We start from the raw sequence: 26,403 nt of genomic DNA, 5'->3' as shown, positions 1-26,403 counted from the left end.
CTCGCGGCCGGTATCGCCTCGCAGCCGAACGACGCCGGCGAGTACGTCTGGTACGAGGTCAGCTTCGATTCCTCCTCGGCGATGCTCATGCCGATCTATGGATGGCACCTGTCCTTCGTGCCGCCGGCACTGCTGGTGCCGCTCTGCGCAGCCACCTGGTGGACGCTGCACCGGATCGCGCGCCCGCCGCTGGCCGCCGAGCACACCGCCGATGCCGTGGACCGGCGGCTGCGCAGCGCGAACGTCCTGCGGGTCGCGCTCGGCACGCTGCTGCTGCACCTGACGGCGATCCTGCACTCCCTCGCGGACACCTCACGCGCGACCCTTTCCGTCTCGCCCACCAAGGATGTGACCTTCTCCGCCGGCACGCCGTTCTCCGCCCTGACCAGGACCTTGGACGTCCTGGCGCTGCTGGCCGGCATCCTGGGTCTCGCTCTGTGGGTGTTCACGATCCTGACCGCCGTGCCTGCCCCCTCCGCCTCCCGCTCCCGCCCCGCCCCGGTGTCGTCATGATCATCACGCTCACCCCCGAGGACGGGAGCCCTGCCCGACAGATCCATGACCAGATCAGCGGACGGGTCACCACCGGACAGCTGGGTCGGGGCGAGCGCCTGCCGTCCGTCCGCCAGCTCGCCGCCGACCTCGCGGTCGCCCCGGGCACGGTCGCGAAGGCCTACCGCTCGTTGGAGACCGACGGTCTCCTCGTCTCCCGGGCGCGCTCCGGCACGCGGGTCAGCGACCAGGCGGCCCCGGTCTCCTCGGCCGTCGCGCAGGCGGCTCGTCAGCTGGCAGGCACGGCTCGTCGCGAGGGTCTCTCACTCGAGCAGACCCTCAGGATGCTGCGCACGACGTGGTGAGACCCCGACGCATGGCGAGGACTTCCGGCACCCGCGCCGGAAGGCGCCGCGCGGGCCGACCGCCTGGCCCGTCAGCGCCCGCCCGGCAGTGAGAAGGGTTACGGTGGCCGCCCGAGATGTTCGGCAAGGAGGCGGCCCCGTCATGACACCATCCGCAGCTCGCTCCGGTGCGGATCCCACACGCACCCAGCATCTGAACGCGAAGGTCGTCGGGATCTCGATCGCCGCCGCCGTCGGAGGCTTCCTCTTCGGCTTCGACACCTCGGTGATCAACGGTGCCGTGGGCGCCCTGTCCGAGGAGTTCTCCCTCGGTGCGGGACTGACCGGCTTCGCGGTCTCCTCGGCACTGCTCGGCTGCGCCATCGGCGCCTGGTTCGCCGGTGGCCTCTCGAACCGCTACGGCCGCATCCCGGTGATGGTGATCGCGGCGATCCTGTTCTTCCTCTCCGCGCTCGGCTCGGGCCTCGCCTTCGGGGTCTGGGACCTGATCGTGTGGCGGGTGGTCGGCGGGCTGGGCGTCGGCGCCGCGAGCGTCATCGCCCCCGCCTACATCGCGGAGGTCGCCCCGGCGAAGTTCCGCGGCCGCCTGGGCTCCCTGCAGCAGCTGGCGATCGTGCTCGGCATCTTCGTCGCGCTGCTGTCGAACGCGCTGATCGCGAACTCGGCCGGCGGCTCCTCGGAGACCTTCTGGTTCGGGGTCGCCGCCTGGCGCTGGATGTTCATGATCGAGGCGGTGCCCGCCGCGGCCTACGGCATCATGGCCCTGTTCCTGCCGGAGTCACCGCGCTACCTGATCCGCCGGAACCAGCTCGATCGCGCCTCGAAGGTGCTCTACGACTTCACGGGCGAGCCCGACGTGAACCTCAAGATCCAGCAGATCCGCACGACGCTCGAACGGGAGGACAAGGAGAGCCTGCGCGACCTGCTGGGCGAACGGTTCGGCCTCAAACCCATCGTCTGGCTGGGCATCCTGCTGTCGCTGTTCCAGCAGCTGGTGGGCATCAACGTCATCTTCTACTACTCGACCACGCTGTGGCAGTCCGTCGGGTTCGACGAGTCCCAGGCACTGCTGACCTCCACGATCACCTCGATCATGAACATCGTCGCGACGATCATCGCGATCGTGCTGGTGGACCGGGTGGGTCGACGGATCATGCTGCTGGTGGGCTCGGCCGGGATGACGATCTCGCTGGGGCTGATGGCGCTGGCGTTCTCCTTCGGCGAGGTCACCGCGGGCAGCGACGCCATCTCGCTGCCCGATCCCTGGTCGACGATCGCGCTGATCGGCGCGAACGCCTTCGTGATGTTCTTCGGAGCCACCTGGGGCCCACTGGTGTGGGTGCTGCTGGGCGAGATCTTCCCCAACCGGATCCGTGCCTCGGCCCTCGCGGTCGCGGCCGCCGCGCAGTGGGCGGCGAACTGGACCGTCTCGGCCTCCTTCCCCACCCTGTCGAACATCGGGCTCACCTTCGCCTACGGCCTCTACGCCGCCTTCGCGCTGCTGAGCCTGATCTTCGTCTACCTCTGGGTCCCGGAGACCAAGGACCGCGAGCTGGAGGACATGGACAGCCTCGAGCTGGGGCGGCGCCGCCGGGACGGATGACGTCCCGTCGGCGGCCCGCGCCGATCAGACCGGCCGCGCGTCGACCGGACACGCGGCACCCGAGACTCACCCCGTGAACGCCGAGGCGGGGGCACCCACCGACCGGTGGATGCCCCCGCCTCACCCTGCGCACGTGACAGGACGACCTGCCGATCAGCCCTCCAGCGCGGCGCGCGCCGCCTCGGCGATGTGTGCGGCGTCGATCCCGGCCCAGGCGAGCAGCTGCTCGGTGGTGCCGGAGCCCGGCACCCCGTCGACGGCCAGGTGGCGCAGGTGCAGGTCGGTGACCGGTTCGGAGGCCAGCGCCGCGAGGACCGCGGCGCCCAGCCCGCCCTCGGCATGATGATCCTCCGCGACCACGACCCGCCCGCCGGTCGCGGCGACCGCCGCCCGGATGCCCGCGCCGTCGAGCGGCTTGATCGAATAGGCGTCGATCACGCGGGCGCGCACCCCGTCCTCGGCCAGGGCGTCGGCGGCGGCGAGCGCCTGGTGGAGGGTCACGCCGGCCCCGATGAGGGTGACGGCGTCGTCCTCGGAGCTGCGCAGCGTCTTCGACCCGCCGACGGGGAAGGACTCCTCGGGCCCGTAAAGCACCGGGTAGGCGCCGCGGGTGGTCCGCAGGTAGCTCACGCCGGACAGCTCGGCCATCTCCGCCACCAGCGCGGCGGTCGAGCTCGCATCGCTGGGGTACAGCACGGTCGAGCCCTGGGTGGCGGCGATCATCGCGAGGTCCTCGAGCCCCATCTGGGAGGGCCCGTCGGCGCCGATCTCGACGCCCGCGTGGGAGCCGACGAGCCGCAGATCGACCCGGGAGACCGGGGCCATGCGGATGAAGTCGGCGGCGCGGGTGAGGAAGGCCGCGAACGTGGAGGCGAAGGACCGGTACCCGCGGGTGGAGAGACCCGTGGCGGCGGCGACCATCTGCTGCTCCGCGATGAACATCTCGAAGAATCGCTCCGGGTACGCCTCGATGAAATCGGCGACGCCGGTGGAGTTCGAGACCTCGCCGTCCAGGGCGACCACCCGTGGATCGACCTTCGCGACGGCGGCGAGCGCCGGGCCGTAGGCCTTGCGGGTGGCGACCTCCTCGCCGAGGGTGAAGGTGGGCAGCTCGACCTCGCCGCGCGGGGAGCGCGCGGCCGGCTCGAGCGCGGGCGGCTGCGGTCCGCGCACCTGCAGGGAGCGCCGGCCGCCGAGGGCGGTGATGGCCTCCTCGGCCTTGTCCTCGGGCATCGGCTTGCCGTGCCAGCCGTTCTCGTCCTCGACCCCGGGGATGCCCTTGCCCTTGACGGTGCGGGCGAGGATCACCAGGGGCCGGTCCAGCTCGCCGTCGGCCAGCGCCAGCGCCTCGTCGATGGCGTCCAGATCGTGGCCGTCGATGACCACGGCCCGAGCGCCGAAGGCCTCGACCCGGGCGGCGTAGGTGTCCACGTCCCAGCCGAGCGCGGTCTCGCCCCGCTGACCCAGCCGGTTCACGTCCACCATCGTGACCAGGTTCGTCAACTGATAGTGCGAGGCGGTGGCGAGGGCCTCCCACATCGAGCCCTCGGCGAGCTCGCTGTCCCCGGTGAGGACCCAGACCCGGTACGGGGACTTCTCCAGGTACTTGCCGGCGAGCGCGATGCCGACCCCGTCGGGAAGTCCCTGCCCGAGCGAACCGGTGGCGACGTCGACCCAGGGCAGCACCGGCGTGGGATGCCCCTCGAGCCGCTCATCGAAGCGGCGGTAGCCCTCCATCAGCTCCTGCTCGGAGACCACACCGGCGGCGCGGTAGACGGAGTACAGCAGCGGCGAGGCATGCCCCTTGGAGAAGACCAGGTGGTCATTGCCGGGGGCCTCGGGCTCGTCCCAGTCGTAGCGCAGGTGGCGCGCCATCAGGGTCGCCAGCAGGTCGGCGGCGGAGAGGCTCGAGGTGGGGTGGCCGGAGCCGGCGCTGGTCGAGGAGCGGATCGAGTCGACCCGCAGCTGGGCTGCGAGCTCCGGCACCTGGTCGAGGTCGAGCCTGTCGTGCATGGACGTGGTCATCATGACTCCTTCCGTGGTGGATCATGCCTGATGCCTCCACCGTAGGAGTCTGCGCCCGACACCGCCAGCGGTCCACGACCGTCCGGTCGGCCCGCGCGGCCGTCGAACGGCTCAGAGGTCGAAGACCCGCAGCACCACGGCGTGCTCGCTCCCGGCGGCCTCTCCCCCACCGCGCAGGATCTCGGGGATGAACTCCTCGGGCAGCGGATGCCCCTCGACGTGGGCGAGGTACGCCTCATGCGCCTGCAGCGACTCCACGGCGGCCTGCACCTGCTCGGGGTCGACCCGCTTCGCATGGGTCGGCGCCGGATGACCGGCCACCAGCAGCGACCGCGCGCGCCAGGGGTCCAGACCCTCGACCTCGGCGAGCTCGCGGAACACCCAGGGGTTCGCCGCATCGCGGGCGGCGTCGACCGCGGCCAGTCCGGCCACCCGGTGATCGGCCTGATTGAGCCCGCCGTAGGCCTCGACCTCGAAGTTCGCGGTGAGCACCAGGTCGGGGCGCACCTGGCGCACCACCCGGGCGATATCGCGCCGCAGCGCGAGCCCGCCCTCGAGCATCCCGTCGGGGTGGTCGAGGTAGCGCAGGTCCTCGACGCCGACGAGCGCACAGGCCCGTCGCTGCTCCTGCTCCCGCAGCGGTGCCACCACCGCCGGCTCCTGCGCCATCCCGGCCTCGCCCCGGGTGAGCAGCAGGTAGCTCACCTCGATGCCGGCGCCGGTCCAGGCGGCGACGGCGGCCGAGGCCCCGTACTCCATGTCGTCGGGATGGGCGACGATGCACAGCACGCGCGAGACTCCGTCCTCGGACAGGTCGGGCAGCGGCACGAGAGGGGTGTCCATGCCGCCAGCCTAGCCCGGGACCGGCTGCTTCATGAGGTCCTTCCGCAGCCGGTTGACCGCAGAACGGCCCGCCCGGTTGGCGCCGATGGTGGAAGCGCTGGGCCCGTAGCCGAGCAGGTGGATGCGGGGATCCGCCGCGACGGCGGTGCCGTCCATGGTGATGCCGCCGTGCGCATTGTGCAGGGCCAGCGGTCTCAGGTGCCGCAGCTCGTGGCGGAAGCCCGTGGCCCACAGCAGCACGTCCAGCGGTGTCTGCTCGCCGCTGTCCTCGCGCACGCCCTCCGGCGTGATCTCGGTGAACATCGGCCGACGGTCGAGGATGCCGCGACGCTGCGCCCGCCGCAGTTCGGGCGTCCAGGCGAGCCCCGTCGCCGAGACCACGCTGCGCACCGGCAGACCCTGCCGCACCCGTTCCGCGACGCCGGCGACGGCCTGGCGGCCGGCCTCTGCGGTGAAGGGCCGCTCGGTGAACTCCGGTGCGCGGCGGGTAAACCAGAAGGTCTGTGCGAGCTCCGCGATCTCCAGGAGGTGGCCGAGAGCGCTGATGCCTCCCCCGATGACGCCGACCCGCATCCCGGCGAAGTCCTCGGCACCGCGATAGTCGGCGGTGTGCAGCTGACGGCCGCGGAAGTCGGCGGCGCCGGGATAGACGGGGACGAAGGGTCGGGTCCAGGTACCGGTGGCGTTGAGCACCGCGCGGGTGCGCAGCGGTGCTCGTCGCTCCCCTCCCGCGCCGATCGAGTGCACAAGCAGTGGGGACGGCCATGCGCCGTCGGCGGCGGGATCCTCCTCCACCAGAGTCACCCGCACGGGCCGTTCGATCTCGATCTCGAAGCGTCGCTCGAAATCGGCGAAGTACTCCGGCACGGCGACGCGAGCCGGCACCCCGTCCTCCGCCTCGACCGCGGGCATCCCGGGCAGTTCACGGATGCCGTTGACGGTGGCCATGGTCAGGCTCTGCCAGCGGTGGCGCCAGGCGCCTCCCGGACCGTCCTCGGCATCGAGGATCACGGAGCTGAACCCGCCGTGCCGCTGGAGGTGGTGCGCGGCGGACAGGCCTGCCTGCCCGGCGCCGATCACCACCACATCCACGGTGCGCACCGTGCTGTCCTTCACGCTGTCCATGCCCAGGGCAACGCACTGGACCGGCCCGTGTTCCGCAGTGCGAGGCGTCTCACGCCACCGCGGCGCCCCTGCCGGCGGCGGCGCGCGCCACCGCCAGGGCCTGGGCGAGATCGGCCCAGAGGTCCTCACGGTCCTCCAGCCCGACGCTGAGCCGCACCGTGCCTGCGCGCACCCCGCACGCCGCGCGCTGGGCATCGGTGAGATGGGAGTGGGTGGTGGTCCCGGGATGGCAGACCAGGGAGCGGGCGTCGCCGATGTTCACCGCGATGGTCCACAGCGCGAGCGCGTCGCAGAACGCGGCGGCGGCGGCCTCGCCCCCGGTCAGCTCCAGGGAGAACACCCCGGAGGTGCCGCGCGGGAAGTCGCGGTCGGCGAGCTGCGCATCCGGGCGGCCGGGGATGGTGGGGTGCTCGACCCGGGCCACTCCGGGCAGCCCGTGCAGACGGGCGGCGAGGGTGGCCGCATCCGTGCTCACCTTGGCCATCCGCAGGTCGAGGGTCTCGATCCCGACCAGGATCTGCTGGGCGCTGGCGGCAGACAGGGTGGTCCCGAAGTCGGTGACGTACTTGGCGCGGGCGTACCCCAGCAGGCCGGAGCCGCCGCGGGAGTACTCCTGCGCGAAGGCGACGCCGAAGCGCCGGTTCCTCTCGGTCAGCTGCGGCCAGCGCTGCGGACATCGCCGCGGGTCGAAGCGCCCGGTGTCCACGATCAGCCCGGCGATGGTGGTGCCGTGGCCGCACAGGTACTTGGTCGCCGAATGCACCACCACGTCAGCACCGTGCTCACCGGGCCGGTAGAGAGCCGGGCTGGCCAGAGTGGAGTCGACGACGACGGGCACGTCGCGAGCGTGGGCGATCGCGCAGAGCGCCGGCAGATCCACCAGCTGTGCGCCGGGATTGGCGATCGATTCGACGATCGCCGCCCGGGTGTCCTCGGTGAACGCGGCCTCCCAGGCCTCGAGATCCCACGGATCGGCGACCGTGCAGCTCACCCCGGCATCCGCGAGCGTGTCGTCGAGCAGCTCGGTGGTGCCGCCGTAGAGCCGTGAGGAGGCGACGATATGACCGCCCGGGGCGGCCAGCGCGGACAGGGCGATGGTGGTGGCCGCCTGTCCCGAGGCGACCGCGATCGCGCCGATCCCCTGCTCGAGGGCGGTGATGCGCTGTTCCAGCACTGCGGTGGTGGGGTTGCCGGAGCGGGAGTAGGCGAAACCGTCCCCGCGCCGCTGGAACAGCGCCTTGAGCGAGGCATGGGAGGGCTGGGCGTAGGCGCTCGCCGTGTGGATCGGCGGGGTGAGCGCCCGGTGCCCGTCGTCGGCGGCATCCCACCCTGCATGGATCGCTGCGGTGCTCATCGCTGCTCCTCGCCCTCTGTGGTCCTGACCGCTCCATCCTCCAGCGGCCCCGCAGGAGCGGGCGAGCTCTATGACGGAGTGTGGCCCTCCGCGGCCGGGCACCCGTCCGCCGACCAGACCCCGGAGGTGCCGCGGCGGTGGGAGCCGAGCAGATGGGTGTCCACCACCCCGAGCGCTTCCATCAGCGCGAACATCGTGGTGGGACCGACGAAGCGGAATCCGCGGCGCTTGAGCTCCTTGGCCAGCGCCACCGATTCGGCGCTGGTGGTGGGGACGTCCGCTGCCATGACCGGCATCGGGGTGCGAGCGGGCCGGTAGGACCACACCAGGTCCGCGAGGGTGGTGCCGGGACCCTGCTCATCGCGCAGCTGGATGGTCGCCCGGGCGTTGGAGATCGTGGCCTCGATCTTGCCCCGGTGGCGGATGATCCCCTCGTCCACGAGCAGCCGGCCCACGTCCGCGGGTCCGAAGGCCGCCACGGCGTCGACGTCGAAGCCGGCGAAGGCACGGCGGAAGCCCTCCCGTCGGCGCAGGATCGTGGCCCAGCTCAACCCGGACTGGAAGCCCTCGAGGGCGAGGCGCTCGAAGACACCGCGCTCGTCCCGCACCGGCATGCCCCACTCGGTGTCGTAATATTCGCGCAGGTCGTCGTGGACGGACGCCCACGCGGGCCGGGCGAGTCCGTCGTCCCCGATGCTCAGGTCCATGCTCGAGGGGCCGTGCTCAGTCGTCGATCCTCCCGATCGGTTCCCGCTTCTCGGCCTGGAACTGGTCCTCGATGCGGCCCAGCGCCCAATAGGCGGAGATCGAGATCTGCGGGCGCGGGATGCCGGCGTCCTTGACCAGCACCTGACGCAGCTGCTTGGTGGTGCCCCGCTCGACATGGCAGAACACCTGCAGACCCTCGGGCTCCGCGAGGTCCAGGGCACGCACGGCGGGGACCAGCGCCTCCCGCGGGCCGATCACCCAGCGCACCTCCACCCCGGCGGGACGGTCGAGCTCCAGGCGGTCCTCCTCGTCCTCGAGGTGGATGAGCACCAGCCCGGAGGCGTCCGCCTGCATGGACTCCAGCGCCGCGGCGATGGCGGGCAGGGCGGCATGGTCGCCGATCAGCAGATGACGACGGGTCTGCGGAAGCGGGCTGTAGCCACCGCCGGCACCGTTCAGGGCGATCAGGTCGCCGGGCTGGGCTTCATCGGCCCAGCGGGCGGCGATGCCGCTGTCCTCGCCGTCGCCGTGCAGCACCACGTCGATGTCGAGCCGCTGATTCTCGTCGTCCCAGTGACGCACGGTGTAGGTGCGGCGGGTCGGCAGCAGTGCGGGGCTGTGCTCGCGCAGCGCCTCCATGTCGAAGGGCGGGTGCAGGCCGGAGGCGGGATCGGGCAGGAGCAGCTTGACGTAGGCGTCGGCGCTCTCGTTGCGGTGCAGCGTGCTGTAGCCGTCGCCGCCGAGGGTGAGGCGCAGCAGGCGCGGCGAGATCCGGGTCTTGCCCAGCACCTCGAGCACGGCCTGCTGCTTCGCGGGGCGCTGCGCGGGAGCATCGGCGGAGCGGGTCTGGTCGGTGACGGTCTGCATCCCCCCACATTACGCGACATCCCGCTTCCGTAAATCCCCCGGGGGAGGACTCACGCCCCTGCTCTAGGCTGGGACGATGAGCATCCGTCCCGCCCCCGAGGTCGATGTGGCCGTGGTGGGCTCCGGTCCCAACGGTCTCGCCGCCGCGGTGACCCTCGCCCGTGCGGGCCTCTCGGTGCAGGTGCTCGATGCGGAGGACACGGTCGGCGGCGGGGCCCGCACCCTGGACCTCGGTCTCGCTCCCGGGATCGTGCACGACATCTGCTCCGCGGTCCATCCGCTGGCGCTCGCGAGCCCCTTCTTCGCCGCCTTCGACGTGGAGGCCCGCGGGGTGCGGGCGATCGCCCCCGCCGCCTCGTATGCGCAGCCGCTGGATGACGAGCCGGCCGCGATCGCCTGGCGCGATGCGGAGCGCACGGCCGCCGGCCTCGGCACCGACGGACCCGCCTGGCGAGCGACGCTGGGCACGCTGTCCCGCCATCAGGACCTGGTGGTCGCGCTCGCCCTCGGGGACAAGCGCTCCCTGCCCCCGGCGCTGCTGGATCCCGCGGTCCTCGCCGCGGCTCCCCTGTTCGGCGCACTGATCGGAGCGCAGGGAACTCCCGCCTGGAACCTCCCCTTCCGCACCGAGCGGGCGCGGGCCCTGCTGGGCGGGGTCGCCGCCCACGCGATCGGCCCGATGCCCTCGCTCGCGATGGCGGCGACCGCCGGCCTGCTGGGCACGATCGCCCACGGAGCCGGCTGGCCGCTTCCCCTCGGCGGCTCCCAGTCGATCATCGATGCCCTGGTGGCGGACCTGCACGCCCACGGCGGGCAGATCCGCACCGGCCACCTCGTGCGCACCTGGCGAGATGTGCCGCCCGCCCGGGCCGTCCTGCTGGACACCCCCGCCCCCGCCGCGGCGGGGATCCTCGCGAACCGCCTGCCGGCCCCGCTCGAACGGGCGCTGCGCCGCTTCCCGCACGGTGACGGGGCGGCGAAGGTCGACTTCGTGCTCTCCGGCCCGGTGCCCTGGCGGGACCCGGAGGTGGGCGAGGCCGGGACCCAGCACCTCGGCGGCACCCGCGCCCAGATGGCCCGCGCCGAGGCGGAGGTCGCCGCCGGGCGACTGCCCCAGCGTCCGACGACCCTGGTCAGCGACCCGTCAGTGGTCGATCCGGGGCGGATCCATGACGGCCTGCGGCCGCTGTGGGCATATGCGCACGTGCCCGCCGGGGACACCACCGATCCCACCGAGCTGGTCACCGCCCAGATCGAGCGCTTCGCCCCCGGATTCCGCGATCTGATCGTCGCCGCCCGCGGCATCCCCGCCTCCCAGATGGCCGAGCACAACCCGGCCCTCGTCGGCGGCGACATCTCGATGGGCCGGGTCACCATGACCGGGATGATCGCCCGCCCCACCGCGCGATGGGACCCGTACCGCCTGGGCGGGACCGGCTGGTACCTGTGCTCCTCGGCGACGCCGCCGGGGCCGGGCGTGCACGGCATGTCCGGCTGGCACGCCGCCCGCCGGGTGCTGGAGCACGAGTTCGGCATCACGGAGATGCCGGGCCTCTCCCCCACCCGAGCCTCCTGATGCCTGCAGCGGAGACTGACTTCTCACACCTCGGAGCCTCACGTTGAGATCGTGCACCCCGATGTCACAGCATTGCTCCCCGTGAATTCTCCCGAGATCCCCGCTCCTCGTCCGAGCAGGTCCGAGCCTCCTGCCGTCGACGGCGGGATCGCCGTGCAGTCGCCCGCGCCGGACGCCCACAACCCCTCCGGACGCACCTTCCTGGGACAGCCCGGCCCGCTCGCGAACCTGTTCAGCGTCGAGCTGTGGGAGCGCTTCAGCTTCTACGGCATGCAGGGCATCCTCGCGATCTACATGTACTTCGCGGTCGCCGACGGCGGCCTCGGGATCGACGAGACCGCCGCCCTGGGGATCGTCGGTGCCTACGGCGGCTCGGTCTACCTCTTCTCGATCCTGGGCGCACTGGTCTCCGACCGGCTGCTGGGCGCCGAGAGGACGCTGCTGGGCAGCGCCGTGATGATCATGCTGGGCCATGTCGCGCTCGCGCTGGTGCCCGGGATCCCGGGCCTGATGGCCGGTCTGCTGCTGGTGGGCGTCGGCTCGGGCGGTCTGAAGTCCACCGCCGCGACCCTGGTCGGCTCCCTCTACTCGCGCGCTGACCCGCGGCGGGATGCGGGCTTCTCGATCTACTACATGGGCATCAACATCGGCGGGCTGCTGGGCCCGCTGATCACCGGCATCGCCCAGCAGCAGTGGGGCTTCCACCTCGGTTTCGGCCTCGCCGCGATCGGGATGGCCGTGGGTCTGGCCCAGTACGTCCTGACCCGCAAGGGACTGCCGGCGAGCGTCCACGCGGTCCCCGATCCGCTGCCCCGTGCGCAGTACCGGCGGTGGGCCGGTGTCGGGATCGGCACCGTGGTGCTGGTGCTGGTGCTGGTGCTGACGGGGGTGCTGAACGCGCACAACCTCGCCACCGTCGTGGCGGGCCTGGCTGTCATCGGCGCGGTCGCGATCTTCGCGCTCCTGCTCACCTCGAGGAAGCTGGACGGCGACGAGCGCTCCCGGGTGGTCTCCTTCATCCCCCTGTTCGCGGGCACCTCGGCGTTCTTCGCGCTGTTCCAGCAGCAGTTCACGGTGATCACGCTGTACTCGGACACGCGGCTGGACCGCGAGGTCCTCGGCTGGGAGATGCCGATCTCCTGGGTGCAGTCCTTCAACCCGTTCTTCATCATCGTGCTCGCCCCGGTGCTCGCGGCCCTGTGGACGATGCTCGGCCCGCGCCAGCCCGGCACCCCGCGGAAGTTCGGCGTGGGCATCATCCTGATGGGCTCCGCGTTCCTGCTGTTCCTGCCGATGGCCTCCGTGCTCGCGGTGCCGGTGCTGTGGATCGCGATGATCATGCTGGTCGCGACGATCGGCGAGCTGTGGCTCTCCCCGGTCGGTCTCTCCTTGGCCACCAAGCTCGCGCCTCGCGCCTACCCGGTGATGATGATGGCGCTGTACAACCTGGCGGTGGCGCTGGGCACCTCGCTCTCCGGTGCACTGGCCGGCTTCTACTCGGCCGAGTCCGAGGTGGCCTACTTCGGTGTGCTGGGCGCGGTCACCATCGCGATCGGGGTGGTCATGCTGGTGATCGCCAAGCCCGTGGGCCGTGGCATGCGCGGGGTGCGCTGAGCGCCACGGGCGCTCACCCCAGGGTGAAGCCGTGCTCCGCGCCTCGGTCCCTGACGAGCGCGACCAGCGCCGCCATCACCGCGGCGGAGCCCGCGAAGCGGCGGCCCTCGCAGTCCAGGATCCCCATCCCCGCGAGGTCGTCGAGGTCCCGACGGACGGCGAACAGCCGGCGCAGCTCCGTGCGGTCCCACTCGCCGGTGCCCGGATCGAGTGGGATCTGGGGCTCCTCGGCCGGCGGCGGCAGGGCGCCGGGCATCAGCAGTCCCTGCGGGCTGCAGGCGACGAGCAGGGCGGCGATGGTGCCGGGCATGCCTCGGAACCCGCCGTCCTCGGCGTCGCGGGCGTCCTTCCCGAGCAGGGCCGCGGTGAGCACGGCGTGGCCGAACTCCGCGAACCCCTCGACGGGCGCCGCACCGCTCCCGTCCGCGGAAGGGGGCACGTACGGGACCGGGCCCGGTCGACGGCGCACCGTCCTTCCGCTGATCTCGAGCCAGCCTCCGTCCAGCAGCGTGACCCAGGCCCCGGCCAGCTCCGGCCGCTCCCACATGGTGCGCGGTGAGGACCGCAGGCCCAGTCGCTCCAGCACGGCCGCGGAGTCCGCACGGTTGAGGGCGCCGGTGCCGGTGACCTTCCGTGGCTGCTCGCCGATGTGCTCGAGCAGTGCGGCGGCCCGTTGCACGAAATCGTTCATGGCGTAGTGCGCATCGTCCTCCGCCGCGGCCCCGTCGACGAGCAGGGCGCCGCCGGAGTCCTCCGGCTCGGGGAGGAACCAGGGCCAGCCGGCGGCGACCGGTCCCTCCGCCTCCGCGGCTCGTCCCTCGGCCTGCACCGCCCGGAGCGCCGCCTCCCGGTCGTAGGGCCGCACCGGGTCCGCGAGACGCCCGGTCTCGCTGAGGGCGAGCCGCTCGTCATCGGGCAGGGAGTTGTACCAGTGCATGAAGGCGGCGAGCTCGTCCTCGTCCTCGAGGTCCACGCCGAGGGCCATGCCGTGCCCGAGGATGTTGGTGGAGAAGGAGCGGCGGGTGGGGTCGTCGGCCGCCTCGAGGGCCGCGAACTCCAGCCCGCCGAGCATCCCGGCCGCCTCGGTGGCGCTCATCGAGGCCGGATGCCAGCGCCCGGTCTCCCGCAGGTAGGTGACGAACCGGATCAGGGTGGGCACCAGGTCCATCACGTGCTCGCGCGGCTGGATGACCGTGCGCGGCACCACGACGGTGAGCAGCTCGGTGGCCAGCTCCTCGGTCCACCGCCCGGGGTCCGGGCTGTCGAGCTGCTCGGCCTTGAGCCGCAGCAGGGTCTCCAGGGTGCGGATCTCCTCGGCGACGGGTGCGTCCTGGTCGGCGGTGAGCCGCCAGCTGCCGTACTCGGTCAGCACCTGCTCCCGCTCCGATCGCTGTGGGTCCGTCATCCCTCCAGCATGCCTCAGGAGACGTCCCCCGGGTGGCACCGGCGGAGACCGGGGCGCGTGTTCAGGGCGGGGCTCAGACCGGTTCGATCCGGGCGTCCCTGTCGTTGAGCACGATCACCGGCGTGACGGTGGGATGACCGGCGGCCCGGATCGCCGCGAGGTCGACGTCCAGCAGCGGTGTGCCCGCAACGACCTGCTGGCCGACGGACACCAGCGGGGTGAAGCCCTCACCCTTCATCTGCACGGTGTCCAGACCCACGTGGATCAGCAGCTCGGTGCCGTCCTCCAGCACGAGCGCCACGGCGTGACCGGTGTCGAAGACGAGCTGCACGGTCCCGGCGGCCGGGGCGACGACCTGACCCGAGGCCGGCTCGATCGCAAGGCCGGGACCCATGACACCCTCGGCGAACGTCGGATCCGGGACCTCGGAGAGGGGCACCTGCGTGCCCTCGATCGGCTGTCCCAGCCGCACCAGATGGGTGCTGCGCACCGTGGTCGCCACCGCATCGCCAGCCGCGGCGGCATCGGAGGAGCCAGCAGCGGTGGCGATCTCCGCGTCCTGACCGGCGGTCTGCGGCGGCGTCGCGCGGCCCGACATGAGCGCGTCCATCGCATCCTTCACGAACTGCACGCTGGTGCCGTAGACGACCTGGACGGCGCGCCCTCCCGGCTTCACGGTGCCCGCCGCGCCGGCCCGCTTCAATGCGGCCTCGTCCACGAGGGACGGATCGGAGACCTCGAGACGCAGGCGGGTCGCACAGTTCTCGAGATCCACGATGTTCTCCCGGCCGCCGAGGGCGGTGAGGAAGGCGGTGGCGGTGACCAGGTGCCGGTCGGCACCGGTCGCTGCGGCAGGTCCCTCGTCATCGGGCGCCTCCTGCTCACGCCCCGGGGTCCTGAGGTCGAACCTCAGGATGATGGCGCGGAAGACGAGGAAGTAGACGACGAACCAGAACACGCCCATCAGCGGCAGCGCCCAGGGGTTCTGCGCCATCGGGTTCACCCAGCCGAGGACCAGGTCGATGAAGCCCCCGGAGAATCCGAAGCCCATGCGCACCGGGAGCATCGCGGTGACGGCCATGGAGATGCCGGTGAACAGGGCGTGCACGACGTACAGCCCCGGGGCGAGGAACATGAAGGAGAACTCGAGCGGCTCGGTGACGCCCACGAAGAAGGAGGCGATCGCGCTGGAGAACAGCACCCCGGCCGCGACCTTGCGACGGGAGGTGCGGGCGGTGGCATACATCGCCAGGGCCGCGCCGGGCAGGCCGAACATCATCACCGGGAAGAATCCGGACATGTACTGGCCGGTGACCCCGTAGGTGCCCTCGCCGTCCAGGAAGTTGCCGAGATCGTTGATGCCCGCCACATCGAACCAGAACACGGAGTTCAGCGGGTGGTGCAGGCCGAGCGGGATGAGCAGCCGGTTCAGGAAGCCGTAGATGCCCACGCCGACGGGGCCGAGCGTCACGATGAACTCGCCGAAGCCGACCAGCCCCGAGTAGACCAGGGGCCACAGGAAGAACAGGAGCAGGGCCAGCATCAGGGAGGCGCCCGCGCTGACGATCGCCACCGAGCGCCGGCCGGAGAAGAACGACAGCGCATCCGGCAGCTCGGTGTCCTTGAAGCGGTCATATGCCGCGGCGCCGATCAGGCCGCACAGGATGCCCACGAACACGTTCTCGAGGTTCGCGAACGCGGGATTGACCCCGGACTCCTCGATCCCTTGGAAGAGCGCGACGTTCCCGGGGCTGAGCAGGGTGGTCACCGTCAGCCAGGAGACCAGGCCCGCCAGCGCGGAGGTGCCGTCGGGCTTGGTGGCCATGCCGATCGAGACACCGATCGCGAACAGCAGCGGGAGGTTGTCCAGCAGCGCCCCGCCGGCGGTCTTGAAGAAGACGCCGGCCAGGTTCGCCTCGTCGCCGGTCGCGGTGAGGATCCAGTAGCCGATGCCGCTGAGGATGGCGGCGACGGGCAGCACGGCCACCGGCAGCATCAGGGATCTGCCGAGTCGCTGGAAGAATTTCATCGGTGTCCTTCGTGGTTCTGGGCGCGGAGAGGCGACCGTCGGGAGTTCCGACGGCGCGTTCCGGAGGAGCGGGGCCAGTATGGCGGCGACGGCCGGCACCGCGGGCGACGCCACGCGACGCGCCCTGCGCAGACGTGTCCGGATCGACTGTGCGCGCCCCGGTGACGCACAATTGCCGTGACACCGCTCACCGGGCCGGGGCACACTGTCCTCGGCACCGCGACCGGGAGGTGGAGGCATGACACAGGTCAGGGTCTTCAACCTCGGGTACGACCCCGAGACGGGGATCGGCGAGCTCCTGCACACCACCACCGTGCGCCACGCCTGCGGGATGATCCGCCGCGAGGTCGCCGACCCGGTCGAGCTCACGATGCTCGGGGATCGCATCGTGCCCACCGCCCTCGAGCTCACCCGTGAGCTGAGCGGCGCCTGGGTGGAGGGCGTCGGCCAGCGCTCCGTCGGCTTCTCCTACCGGGCGGTCCACGAGCGGGATCACTGGAGCTGCGCGTACTGCGGCCGCAGCGTCTCGAAGACCCCGGTCTGTGAGGCCCTGCTGGCGACGGTCGACCATGTTCTCCCCTCCTCCCGTGGCGGTCCGACGAGCTGGACCAATCTTGTCTCGGCCTGCAAGGAGTGCAACAACCGCAAGGCCGATCGCACCCCTGCTGAGGCCCGGATGCCGCTGCGGGCGGAGCCCTATGACCCCGCTCTCGCCTACCGGGTCACCGGGCACGTCGACGGGCTCCCGGTGCTGGCCCGCCTCTGATCCTCACCTGGTGCCCCGGCGCAACGTGAGGAGCACCGCACCGTCTCTCAACTGCATATATCTCATCTGTGAGTTACGGTCGCGATATGACTGACAACGACGACTATCTGGCACGCATCGGCACCCTGATCCGCGACGCCCGTCAGCACTCCGGCCTCACCCAGGCACAGCTCGCCACCGAGCTCGGCACCAGCCAGAGCGCGGTGAACCGGATCGAGAAGGGCCAGCAGAACCTCACTCTCGAGACCCTCTCCAGGATCGGCTCCGCGCTGGACTCCGAGCTGGTGGGGCTGGGAAGCTCCGGCCCGAGCCACCTGCGGGTCCGCGGCGAGACCACCCTGTCCGGTGCGATCGACGTGAAGTCCTCGAAGAACGCGGGGGTCGCGCTGCTGTGCGCCTCGCTGCTGAACACCGGGACCACGGTGCTGCGCAAGGTGGCGCGCATCGAAGAGGTCAACCGGCTGCTCGAGGTCCTCACCTCGATCGGGGTGAAGGCCACCTGGCTGAATGAGAACAACGACCTCGAGCTGCGTGTCCCCGCCACTCTGGACCTCTCCTCGATCGATGCTGCCGCCGCCCGCCGCACCCGATCGATCATCATGTTCCTGGGCCCGCTGCTGCATCGGGCGGGCAGGTTCCAGCTCCCCTACGCCGGGGGCTGCGACCTGGGCACTCGCACCGTCGAGCCGCACATGTCGGCGCTGCGCCACTTCGGTCTCGACGTGGTCGCCAGCGACCACCACTACCAGGCCACCACCACGGCGGTGACCGGGGCCCGGCGCCCGATCGTCCTGACCGAGCGCGGGGACACCGTCACCGAGAACGCACTGCTGGCGGCCGCGCTGTACGAGGGCGAGACAGTGATCCGCAACGCCAGCCCCAACTATATGGTCCAGGACCTGTGCTTCTTCCTGGAGGAGCTCGGGGTGAGGATCGAGGGCATCGGCACCACCACCCTGCGGGTGCAGGGAAAGGCGCGGATCTCCACGGACGTGGAGTACGCCCCGAGCGAGGACCCGATCGAGGCGATGAGCCTGATCTCCGCTGCGATCGTGACCCGCTCGAGCATCACGGTGCGCCGGGTGCCGATCGAGTTCATGGAGATCGAACTGGCGCTCCTGGAGGAGATGGGCCTGCGCTATGACCGCTCCGAGGAGTACATGGCGGAGAACGGCCGGACCCGCCTGGTGGACGTCACCACGCATCCCTCGGACCTCCGGGCGTCGATCGACAAGATCCACCCGATGCCCTTCCCCGGCCTGAACATCGACAACCTGCCGTTCTTCGCGGTGATCGCCGCGACCGCGGACGGTCAGACGATGCTGCACGACTGGGTCTACGAGAACCGGGCCATCTACCTCACCGAGCTCACGAAGCTCGGCGCGAACGTGAAGCTCATGGACCCGCACCGGGTGCTCATCGAGGGGCCGACGCGCTGGAGCGGCGCCGAGCTGGTGTGTCCGCCGGCGCTGCGCCCGGCCGTGGTGATCCTGCTGGCGATGCTCGCCGCGAAGGGCACCTCGGTGCTGCGCAACGTCTACGTCATCAACCGCGGCTACGAGGATCTGGCGGCGCGGCTGAACAAGCTCGGCGCGAGGATCGAGACCTTCCGGGACATCTGAGCGGGCGGGACCTCGGAGCGGCCGGGGAATCCGGGCGGGCGGGCCGGAGGCGGCGTGAGCTGCCCCGAGTGCGACGCCCGGCATGCCTCGACTGTCGGGAGGCGTGCCCTCGGTCCCACTCGATGAGCGTGGACGAGCCGGGGCCGAGCGCGCCCTGCCGTCGGGCTCAGTCCGCGGCCGAGCCTGCGGTCTGCTCGAGCGGGCGACGAGATTCGACGGTGCCGGAAGGCGGGCCCACGGCACGCACCGTCCGCACGGCAGCCACCAGGACCAGCACGGCGGTGACCAGGACCAGCGGCCCGGTCAGCCCCAGCGGGTGCAGCACCGGAGCGCCCAGCGCGGTCACGACCGGCAGGACCAGCGCGCCGCTCAGGGCGAGCACGCCGCCGCGATCGGCTCGCCACGTGGCCCGTGACCCGGCCTGCACCAGCGTGACCAGCACCAGCACGATCACATTGACGATCATGCCCACCCAGACCGGGTGCACACCCAGGTGGAAATCGTTCACGCTCCAGTCCGAGAGCTGGTACCAGGCCAGGCCCGCACCGAACCCCGCGATCATCGAGCTGCCGGCCGCGGTGCGGGTGGCGAGCGGCCAGGCGAAGGCGGCGAGCACCGGGGCAAGGGTCGCACCGTTGCGCAGCGTCCAGGCCAGGATGTTCCACCAGGCCGACTGCTCGGTGCGCAGCACGGCGAAGAGGATCATCAGGGCGGTCAGCGCGACCAGCGACCACCGGGTCCAGCGCACCAGCTGCTCGGCGGTGGCGTGCGGGCGCAGGGCAGAGCCGACGTCGCGACCCAGCGAGGTCGCGCCGGAGAACTGGCAGGGGCCGGCCCAGCCCAGCGCGCAGGCCCAGATGCCGAGGAAGAACAGCGCGACCAGCGGGGCGGGGAGGACCTCGGCGAGGAACCTGGGCACGGCCTCCAGGCCGCGGTCGCCGCTCGGCACCGCGATCGCGGCGGCACAGCCGATGATCGCGCCGAGCACGATGAACGGGGCGCCGAGGGCGGCGGCGCGGACCATGCCCCGCTGGCCCTCCTCGGGGCTGCGGGCCGAGAGCGACATCTGGAAGGCGGCCTGCGCCAGCGGCACGTTGACCAGGAACGTGCCGAACCAGGCCAGGATCAGTGCCGGTCCGGTGGCCAGCGGGTCCAGCAGATCGGGTCGCTGCACGGGCAGCTCCGCGAGCGCGGCGCGGCCCGGTGCGGACAGCAGCGCGATCACCCCGACCACCGCCATCACGGCGAAGAGCAGGCAGTTCATGGTCTGGTTGAAGCCGACCGACTGCATCCCTCCGGCGGAGAGGAAGACCAGCAGCAGCACCGCCGTCACCGTGACGGACAGCGGCAGGGAGAGAGCGGTGAACACATGCAGCGCCGAGGCGAAGGCGATCGTGGTGGCCACCGACCACATGGGGAAGGTGATCGCGGTGATGGTCCCGGCCACGAGCTTCGGGGCGCGCCCGAAGCGGTCCCCGATGATCCCGGTGACGGTCACCACCAGCCGTTTGCGCAGCGGCTTGACCAGCAGCAGCGCGATGAGCAGGATCTGCACCGTCTCGGCGACGCCGTACCAGAGGGCGGAGACGCCGGTCAGGTAGGACAGCTCCAGGACCGAGATGAAGCTGGAGCCCGAGAACAGCCCGGTGATGCAGAACGCGACCGTCCAGGCGGAGAATCGTCGGCCTCCCACGAAGAAGGCGGCGGCGCGGTCCTCGGCGGGCCGGCGGGCCAGTCGCCGGTTGGCGAGGACCAGGAATGCGGTGTAGGCGGCGGCCAGGCCGAGGGTCCACAGGCCGACCGCGCTCATGCGGCGCTCCAGAGGACGTCGACCTCGACCTGGGCGTCGCGCAGCAGGTTGACCATCGGGCATCGGCGCTCGACCTCGGCGGCCAGCTCCTCGAGCGCCCCGGCCTCGGCGGAAGAGGTGACCTGGACGTCCAGGCGCACCGAGGAGAAGTGGGTCCGCACGCCGGGGACACCGGCGATCCCGTCGCGGTCCTGCTCGGCGACCGCCTTGCTCACCACGTGCTCGACAGTGATCCCGAGGTCGGCCGCGACGAGGTCCACGAGCACCGTGACGCAGCCGTTGAGCGCCCCCACGACGTACTCCAGCGGGGTCGGGGCGGTGTCGGTGCCGCCGGCGGCCACCGGTTCGTCGAGTGTGAAGCTGTGGCGACGGATGGTCACATCGGTGCGCTCGACGCCGGTGCGCTCACCGTGGCTGCGGATTCTCTTGAGGGCCATGTCGCCATGATGCGGAGCCGGCTCGGCACGGACAAACGTCGCGACACAGACCGTCATGCGCGGCGCCTCCCCCGCCGGGCCCGCGATGCTAGTTTGACCGGGGGAGGTGGTAGCCCGTGGATACCCTCATCGGGTTCGCCACGAGCACGACGCTCGTGGAGGTCGAACTGCTCCTGGCCGCGTTCGTGCTGTGCTCCCTGCTCGGGCTCGAACGGCAGTTGCGCCAGAAGGCGGCAGGGTTCCGCACGCATGTGCTGGTGGGCCTGGGCTCCTGCGCCTTCACCCTGGTCTCCGTCTACGGGTTCTCCGCGGTGATCGGTGACGACGTGCGCCTGGACCCCTCGCGCATCGCCGCCCAGATCGTCTCCGGCATCGGCTTCCTCGGCGCCGGTGTCATCTTCAAGGGCCGCAACGTGGTGCGCGGGCTGACCACCGCCGCCACCATCTGGGTGGCGGCCGCGGTGGGGATGGCCTGCGGGGCGGGAATGCTCTCCCTGGCCGTGATGCTCACGGCGCTGCATCTGCTGACGCTGTTCGTGATCGCCCCGCTGCTGCACCGCCTCCCCTCTCCCGATGCCAAGCGTCTGCTGCGCATCACCTACGTCGACGGCGCCGGGGTGCTGCGGAGCCTGCTGGCGGTGGCGACCTCGATGGGGTTCACCAGCTCGATCGAGCACAGTCGCCGCACCGAGCAGGACGGCCGCCGCCTCGTGGTGATGGAGGTCCGGTTCCATGGCCGGCCGCCCGTGCGCGACCTGATACCGCCGTTCATGGAGCTCGACGGCGTGGAGCGGGTCGCGCTGCGCCGTGACGAGGACCCCGACGACGACCAGTCCTGACGGGTCCGGGCGCGCCGCGGCTCAGACCCTGACGGTCGCCCGCACCCGCGCCAGGATCTGTCTCGCGGCGATGTCCGCGCCGGCCAGCAGCGGAGAGGGGACACCCGGGGTGGCGCCGATCGCGGAGCCGGGCTGAGTGGAGGCCGCAGGGATGCCGAGCACCACCACGGACCTGTCCACGGTGCCGTCGGCCGCGATGAGGTTGTGACCGCCGAGCGCCTGCTCGGAGATCTCGGCACGGGTGGCCTCCAGGGAGTGGGTGGGCACTCCGTCGACGGTGTGGATGCGGGCCCGGCCGGTGGCCAGCAGGGCGCGCAGCAGCGGGTCGCTCGTGCGAGGGATCCTTCCCTTGGACATGCGGGTCTCCAGCAGGACGGCGGAGGTCGCCACACGGCCGGTCAGCGGCGAGGCGGCGCGGAAGAGCCCGCTCGTCCCATCGGCCTCGATGCTCATCTCGGGGCCGATCAGCTCGATGATCCCGGCCTCGATGAGCGCCAGGACCAGTCGTACCCGCTCGGCGGGCGGTCCGGAGGCGAGCGCCAGGGAGTCGCCGTCGAACCAGCCCAGCACATCACGGGCGAGGGACGCTCCGGTGAAGGCGCCGCTCCCGGTCAGCCGTCCGACGCGTCGGCGCAGCGCGCCCATCGCGCCGTTGACGGCGGCGCGGGGATGATGCCAGGGGTCGGCGAGCGACCCCAGCTCATCGGCGATCAGCCGCCGCACCAGGCGGGACCATTCCTGCGCGGAGACGGGACGGCCGTGGGTGGGGCGGTGCAGCTCCTCGAGCGTCCAGCGCCGGCGCGGGTCGCTGATCGCCTGCTCGAGCACGGTGTCGACGTCGGCGACCGTGGCCGCGGCGTCGAGCCCGGGAAGCCAGTCGCCGTGCACCGCGGACGGCGCCAGCTCGGCGAGGGCCTCGAGGTAGACCCGGGCGAACTCGCGGGCGAGCACCGGCCACACCTCCTCGGCGAAGTCCACCTCGCCGCGCTGCTCGAGCGCGTCGAACCACGCATCGCTGGCCCAGACCGGGAGGAAGGGACGCACCGAGCGGCCGCCCTCGGGCTTGGAGCGGTACGGGATGCCGCGGCGGGAGCCGACCAGGAGATGCGGCTCGCGTCCGCTGGGCAGATAGCGCAGGCGCCCGTACGGGTCGTCCGCGACGGTCTCGAGAGTGCCGCCCCAGTCGGCGACCAGCTGCCCGATGACATCGAAGAAGTTCGCGCCCAGACCGCGCACCAGCACGGTCTCCCCCGCCGGCAGCCCGGTGTACTCGCGTTCTGCGGGCATGCCGGGGGCGGCATAGCGCAAGCAGAACCGCTTCGCGAACGCCGTCAGCGCGGCGACCTCGGCGTCCGGCTCGGACTGGACCATGCCCTGGGCGAGCACCACGGTGGGTGCGGCGAGCCGGCGTCCGTCCTCGAGGACCACCGCGGTGTCCTCTCCGGCGCGGTCGAGGTCGACGGCGCGGGCCACGATCTCGGTGACCTCGACGGTGCCGCTCGCGATCGCGGCATCGAGCTGGTCACGGAAGTACACGCCCTGCAGGCGACGGGTGGGGAAGCTCGCGCCGGTCAGCGCCGAGGCCTCCTGGAGCACCCACTGACCCGCCGGGTGGCCGCCGTCGGCGCGGACCCGGCGGGCCCAGTCCACCAGGTCCGGGCCCGGTGCGGCGGGGCCGCTCATCGGGGTGGACGCGTCGGGGTGGACGGTGGTGGCGTCGGCCTGGGTGTTGTTGAGGTACTGGGCGGGCTGGTCGATGAGCCAGGTGGCGCCGGGACCGACGGCGAGGGCGTCGAGGATCGCCAGCCGCACCGGACCATCGCCCGCCACGGCGGCGCGGGCGGCGGTGCGCAGCACGGTGGCCACGCCGCGCGGGCCGCCGCCGACGATGACGGCGTCGACGTGCACGGTCTCCGAATGCTCGACCCCGCTCATACGGTCACGAGCTCCTCGACCCGGCTGCCGGTGCGGGTGAAGCCGGCCTCGTCCACGCGAGGGCGCACCTCGACCGCACCCTCGCGGGCGGCGACCTCGACATCGACCTCGTAGACGCCGCGCAGGGTCTCGGCCCGCAGCGCCTCGGCCGGGGTGCCGTCGGCGACGAGATGGCCGCCGTGCAGCACGATCACCTGGTCGCAGTAGCGGGCGGCGTGGTTCAGATCGTGGATGGCGATGAGCGCGCTGATGCCCTCCTCGCGGGTGATCTGGCGGACCAGCTGCAGGGTCTCGATCTGGTAGCGCAGGTCGAGGGCGGAGGTGGGCTCGTCCAGCAGCAGCACCCGGGTGTTCTGGGCGAGGGCCCGGGCGATCAGGGCGCGCTGCTGCTGCCCGCCGGAGAGCTCGGACAGGGACTGCTCGGCGATCTCCACCAGACCCATCCGCACGATCGCGTCCTCGACCTTCGCGCGGTCCTGGGCGCGGGGGGTGAGGCCGAAGTGCGGGGTGCGGCCCAGCATCACGGCCTCTCGCACGGTGAGGTCGAAGGGTGCGTCCCCGGCCTGCGGCACATAGCCGATGACCTTCGCGAGCTCGCGGCGGCCCAGCCGCGCGGTCGCGCGGCCCTCGACGGTGACGGTGCCCTGCTTGGCGCGGTGCACGCCGGCGATCGCCTTGACGAGGGTGGACTTGCCGGAACCGTTGGGCCCCAGCAGCGCGCAGAACGCGCCGGGGGCGACCTCGAAGGAGACCTCGTCGAGGATCCGGCGGGTTCCGTAGGAGAAGGAGAGGCGGTCGACGGTGAGGCTCACTTGAGGGTGTTCCTTCGGGTCAGGATCAGGTAGATGAACACGGGGCCGCCGATGAAGGCGACCACGATGCCGACGGGGACCACCGCCGGGGCGATGACGGTGCGGCCCACCGCATCGGCGACCAGCAGCAGCAGTCCACCGGACAGCGCCGCGAAAGGCAACAGATGGCGGTGATCGGCACCGATCGCGAGGCGGGCGATGTGGGGGCCGACGAGGCCGACGAAGCCGATGATCCCGCAGAAGGAGACCACCACCGCGGCGAGGGTGACGGCGAGGGCGATCAGCCCGACCCGTACCGGGCCCACGGCGACGCCGAAGCTGCGGGCCGCGTCATCACCGGCGAAGGCGATGGCGTTGAGGTCCTTGGAGAAGAACAGCGTCAGCGGGATCGCGATGACGGTGACGCTCCCGACGATCAGCACATCGCTCCACAGCGCGTCGTTCACCGAGCCGAAGGTCCAGCGGATGATCGCCTGCAGGGTGTTCTCGTTCGCGGTGAACTGGAGCGCGGAGGTGAGGGCCTCGAAGATCTGGGTCATCGCGATGCCGAGCAGCAGCAGGGTGGCCACCGCCATGCGGCGGGCGGTGGCGATGCCGAGCACCACGGCGGAGACCACGAGCGCCATGACCATGGCCCCGACGATGGTGGCCCAGGCCGGCAGCTGCTGGGTGCCGGCCAGGGTGATCACCAGTGCGGCACCGAAGGCCGCGGCCGGGGAGACACCGAGGGTGAACGGGCTCACCAGGGGATTGCGCAGCAGACCCTGCATGAGCACGCCGGAGACGGACAGCGCGGCGCCGGCGGTGAAGGCCAGCAGCACGCGCGGCAGCCGCAGCTGGGTGATCACCGCATAAGTGGAGGCGAAGTCGGCGCTGATGGTGCCGCCGAACAGGCTCACCCGCAGCGAGTGGAGCACGTCGCCGATGGCGACACCGGCGGTGCCGATGGTCACCGCCACCGCCAGGCAGATCGCGGAGAGGACCGACCCGGCGGCGAGGATGAGGAGCTTGCGCGTCCCGCGGCGGCGTGCGGTCCGGGCACTGCTGCTCTCGGGGGCCTCGGGCGCGGGGGCGGGACGGTCGAGGGTGGCCGTCATGAGGCCGGCCCCTGCACGTAATCGGCCGGGTCGGACAGCTCGGTGTCCTGGAACTCGGTGACCCAGCGGGTGAGGTACGCGTCGGGATCCACCCCGTCCATCTGCTCTGGGTGCAGCCAGGAACCGAGGTATAGGGCACCGAGGGACTTGCCGAGCGCGCTGGTGGCCCAGCCGTTCGCGATCGCGACGTTCCCCTGGTCCAGTGCTGTCATGCCGTCCCAGCCGGGCCGGGCGGCGATGTCCGCGCGCAGGGCGGCGAAGCGGTCGACGGGCTCGGCGGAGGGCTCGAACTCGTGGACCACGAACTGCGGGTCGCGCAGCACCACCTCGGCGGGATCGACGGTCAGCTCCTCCTGGGCGTCACCTCCGGCGGCGTCGTCGAAGATGTTCGCGCCGCCGGCGGCGAGGATCATCGCGTGGAAGCCGGAGCCGGGCAGGGTGGTGAGGTAGGGCTCGACGGTCTCGAGGTAGACCGGGACCGGCTCGACCCCCGCGAGGCGGTCCTGGAGGATCCCGGAGATCTCGGCCTTGAAGTCGAGCACGGTCTGGGTGCTCTCCTCGAGGCCGAACACCTGACCGAGCAGGGTGAGAGTCTCGTCCACGACGTCGGTGTCCCAGGCGGTGGCGACGATCAGCGGGATGCCGAAGGCCTCGAGCTGCTCGGCCGCCTCCTGCCAGACGGCGTTGCGCGGCATCACCACGACGTCGGGCTCGAGCTCGGCGATCGCCTCGTAGTTCAGCTGGTCCAGACCTTCGGCGATGATCTGGTCCTCGGCGAGATCGAGGTAGGGCAGGCGGTCCAGCGAGGCCCGGTCCACGCCGACGACGCGGTCGGCGGCGCCGATGGCGCGCAGGAACTCGTTGGTGTAGCTGTTCAGGACGACGGCCTTCTGGGCGGGCCCGGGCAGGATCACCTCGCGGTCCTGGTCGTCGAGGATCGTCAGCTGCTCGGGCGCCTCGGCCTGGCCCGCGACGGTGACCTCGCCGCAGGCGGCGAGGCCCAGGACGGGCAGGGTGGCGAGGGCGGCGCCGAGCACGGTGCGGCGGCGGGGTGCGAAGCTCATGGGAATCCTCGTGAC

At 71.8% G+C, this 26,403-nt stretch carries 22 protein-coding genes; 8 read left to right on the top strand and 14 right to left on the bottom strand.

What is annotated here, in order from left to right; genetic code table 11:
* Positions 1-87 precede the first annotated feature (87 nt).
* From ACHUEU_RS02445 to ACHUEU_RS02435, 3 genes are all read left to right on the top strand, one after another.
* Positions 88-513 (top strand): hypothetical protein, encoded by a 426-nt coding sequence (locus ACHUEU_RS02445; protein ID WP_394214293.1) that lies wholly within the window; start codon positions 88-90, stop codon positions 511-513.
* Positions 510-857, top strand: coding sequence for a GntR family transcriptional regulator (locus tag ACHUEU_RS02440; RefSeq protein WP_394214292.1), 348 nt, complete (start codon positions 510-512; stop codon positions 855-857). Before ACHUEU_RS02445 ends, ACHUEU_RS02440 begins: the two co-directional genes overlap by 4 nt.
* Before the next feature lie 142 nt (positions 858-999).
* Positions 1,000-2,460, top strand: a complete 1,461-nt coding sequence (locus ACHUEU_RS02435; protein ID WP_394214291.1) for a sugar porter family MFS transporter — start codon at positions 1,000-1,002, stop codon at positions 2,458-2,460.
* Between the two features lie 153 nt (positions 2,461-2,613).
* Here ACHUEU_RS02435 and ACHUEU_RS02430 read toward each other — a convergent pair whose 3' ends face one another.
* From ACHUEU_RS02430 to ACHUEU_RS02405, 6 genes are all read right to left on the bottom strand, one after another.
* On the bottom strand, positions 2,614-4,488 hold the full coding sequence (locus ACHUEU_RS02430) for a transketolase (RefSeq protein ID WP_394214290.1): 1,875 nt from the start codon (positions 4,486-4,488) through the stop codon (positions 2,614-2,616).
* A 108-nt stretch (positions 4,489-4,596) separates the two neighbouring features.
* The gene (locus ACHUEU_RS02425; RefSeq protein WP_394214289.1) at positions 4,597-5,328 is read right to left on the bottom strand and encodes a PIG-L deacetylase family protein; all 732 of its coding nucleotides are present in this window, start codon (positions 5,326-5,328) and stop codon (positions 4,597-4,599) included.
* 9 nt (positions 5,329-5,337) lie between these two features.
* Positions 5,338-6,453, bottom strand: coding sequence for an FAD-dependent oxidoreductase (locus tag ACHUEU_RS02420; protein WP_394214288.1), 1,116 nt, complete (start codon positions 6,451-6,453; stop codon positions 5,338-5,340).
* A gap of 49 nt (positions 6,454-6,502) precedes the next feature.
* Positions 6,503-7,807, bottom strand: a complete 1,305-nt coding sequence (locus ACHUEU_RS02415; protein WP_394214287.1) for an O-acetylhomoserine aminocarboxypropyltransferase/cysteine synthase family protein — start codon at positions 7,805-7,807, stop codon at positions 6,503-6,505.
* Positions 7,808-7,875: 68 nt separating this feature from the next.
* Positions 7,876-8,514: a DNA-3-methyladenine glycosylase I gene (locus ACHUEU_RS02410; RefSeq protein ID WP_394214286.1), complete on the bottom strand. Its 639-nt coding sequence runs from the start codon at positions 8,512-8,514 to the stop codon at positions 7,876-7,878.
* Between the two features lie 16 nt (positions 8,515-8,530).
* On the bottom strand, positions 8,531-9,382 hold the full coding sequence (locus ACHUEU_RS02405; protein WP_394214285.1) for a siderophore-interacting protein: 852 nt from the start codon (positions 9,380-9,382) through the stop codon (positions 8,531-8,533).
* A gap of 76 nt (positions 9,383-9,458) precedes the next feature.
* Here ACHUEU_RS02405 and ACHUEU_RS02400 point away from each other — a divergent pair, with 76 nt between their 5' ends.
* Together ACHUEU_RS02400 and ACHUEU_RS02395 are read left to right on the top strand one after the other, a co-directional pair.
* Positions 9,459-10,958 carry a phytoene desaturase family protein gene (locus ACHUEU_RS02400; protein ID WP_394214284.1) on the top strand — a complete coding sequence of 500 codons (1,500 nt, stop codon included), beginning with the start codon at positions 9,459-9,461 and terminating at the stop codon, positions 10,956-10,958.
* An 81-nt stretch (positions 10,959-11,039) separates the two neighbouring features.
* A complete protein-coding gene (locus tag ACHUEU_RS02395) occupies positions 11,040-12,572 on the top strand; it encodes a peptide MFS transporter (protein WP_394214283.1) in 1,533 nt (510 codons plus the stop codon).
* Positions 12,573-12,585: 13 nt separating this feature from the next.
* On the opposite strand, the gene ACHUEU_RS02390 is transcribed toward ACHUEU_RS02395, so the two are convergent.
* Positions 12,586-13,977 carry a hypothetical protein gene (locus ACHUEU_RS02390; RefSeq protein WP_394214282.1) on the bottom strand — a complete coding sequence of 464 codons (1,392 nt, stop codon included), beginning with the start codon at positions 13,975-13,977 and terminating at the stop codon, positions 12,586-12,588.
* A 73-nt stretch (positions 13,978-14,050) separates the two neighbouring features.
* Positions 14,051-16,006 carry an N-acetylglucosamine-specific PTS transporter subunit IIBC gene (nagE, locus tag ACHUEU_RS02385; protein WP_394214281.1) on the bottom strand — a complete coding sequence of 652 codons (1,956 nt, stop codon included), beginning with the start codon at positions 16,004-16,006 and terminating at the stop codon, positions 14,051-14,053.
* A 238-nt stretch (positions 16,007-16,244) separates the two neighbouring features.
* Here nagE and ACHUEU_RS02380 point away from each other — a divergent pair, with 238 nt between their 5' ends.
* Both ACHUEU_RS02380 and ACHUEU_RS02375 read left to right on the top strand, forming a co-directional pair.
* Positions 16,245-16,772 (top strand): HNH endonuclease, encoded by a 528-nt coding sequence (locus tag ACHUEU_RS02380; protein WP_394214279.1) that lies wholly within the window; start codon positions 16,245-16,247, stop codon positions 16,770-16,772.
* 86 nt (positions 16,773-16,858) lie between these two features.
* Positions 16,859-18,394 (top strand): UDP-N-acetylglucosamine 1-carboxyvinyltransferase, encoded by a 1,536-nt coding sequence (locus ACHUEU_RS02375; RefSeq protein WP_394214278.1) that lies wholly within the window; start codon positions 16,859-16,861, stop codon positions 18,392-18,394.
* A 166-nt stretch (positions 18,395-18,560) separates the two neighbouring features.
* Here the strand turns inward: ACHUEU_RS02375 and ACHUEU_RS02370 are convergent, their stop codons facing one another.
* Positions 18,561-20,204, bottom strand: a complete 1,644-nt coding sequence (locus ACHUEU_RS02370; RefSeq protein WP_394214277.1) for a sodium:solute symporter family protein — start codon at positions 20,202-20,204, stop codon at positions 18,561-18,563.
* Entirely contained in the window at positions 20,201-20,641 is a 441-nt protein-coding gene (locus ACHUEU_RS02365; protein ID WP_394214276.1) for an OsmC family protein, read from the bottom strand. Before ACHUEU_RS02365 ends, ACHUEU_RS02370 begins: the two co-directional genes overlap by 4 nt.
* Before the next feature lie 116 nt (positions 20,642-20,757).
* On the opposite strand from ACHUEU_RS02365, the gene ACHUEU_RS02360 reads away from it, so the two are divergent.
* Positions 20,758-21,480: an MgtC/SapB family protein gene (locus tag ACHUEU_RS02360; protein WP_394214275.1), complete on the top strand. Its 723-nt coding sequence runs from the start codon at positions 20,758-20,760 to the stop codon at positions 21,478-21,480.
* A gap of 21 nt (positions 21,481-21,501) precedes the next feature.
* On the opposite strand, the gene ACHUEU_RS02355 is transcribed toward ACHUEU_RS02360, so the two are convergent.
* From ACHUEU_RS02355 to ACHUEU_RS02340, 4 genes are read right to left on the bottom strand one after another with little or no spacing between them, the layout of a single operon-like run.
* Positions 21,502-23,415, bottom strand: a complete 1,914-nt coding sequence (locus ACHUEU_RS02355) for an FAD/NAD(P)-binding protein (RefSeq protein WP_394214274.1) — start codon at positions 23,413-23,415, stop codon at positions 21,502-21,504.
* Positions 23,412-24,227 (bottom strand): ABC transporter ATP-binding protein, encoded by an 816-nt coding sequence (locus ACHUEU_RS02350; protein ID WP_394214273.1) that lies wholly within the window; start codon positions 24,225-24,227, stop codon positions 23,412-23,414. The genes ACHUEU_RS02355 and ACHUEU_RS02350 overlap by 4 nt, the downstream gene beginning before the upstream one ends.
* Positions 24,224-25,324: a FecCD family ABC transporter permease gene (locus tag ACHUEU_RS02345; protein WP_394214272.1), complete on the bottom strand. Its 1,101-nt coding sequence runs from the start codon at positions 25,322-25,324 to the stop codon at positions 24,224-24,226. The genes ACHUEU_RS02350 and ACHUEU_RS02345 overlap by 4 nt, the downstream gene beginning before the upstream one ends.
* Positions 25,321-26,388 (bottom strand): ABC transporter substrate-binding protein, encoded by a 1,068-nt coding sequence (locus ACHUEU_RS02340; RefSeq protein ID WP_394214271.1) that lies wholly within the window; start codon positions 26,386-26,388, stop codon positions 25,321-25,323. The genes ACHUEU_RS02345 and ACHUEU_RS02340 overlap by 4 nt, the downstream gene beginning before the upstream one ends.
* Positions 26,389-26,403: the final 15 nt, after the last annotated feature.

Origin of the sequence: Brachybacterium vulturis (assembly GCF_043641765.1) — a bacterium.
Taxonomy (GTDB): domain Bacteria; phylum Actinomycetota; class Actinomycetes; order Actinomycetales; family Dermabacteraceae; genus Brachybacterium; species Brachybacterium vulturis_A.
This window is presented reverse-complemented; position numbering and strand designations above follow the sequence as displayed.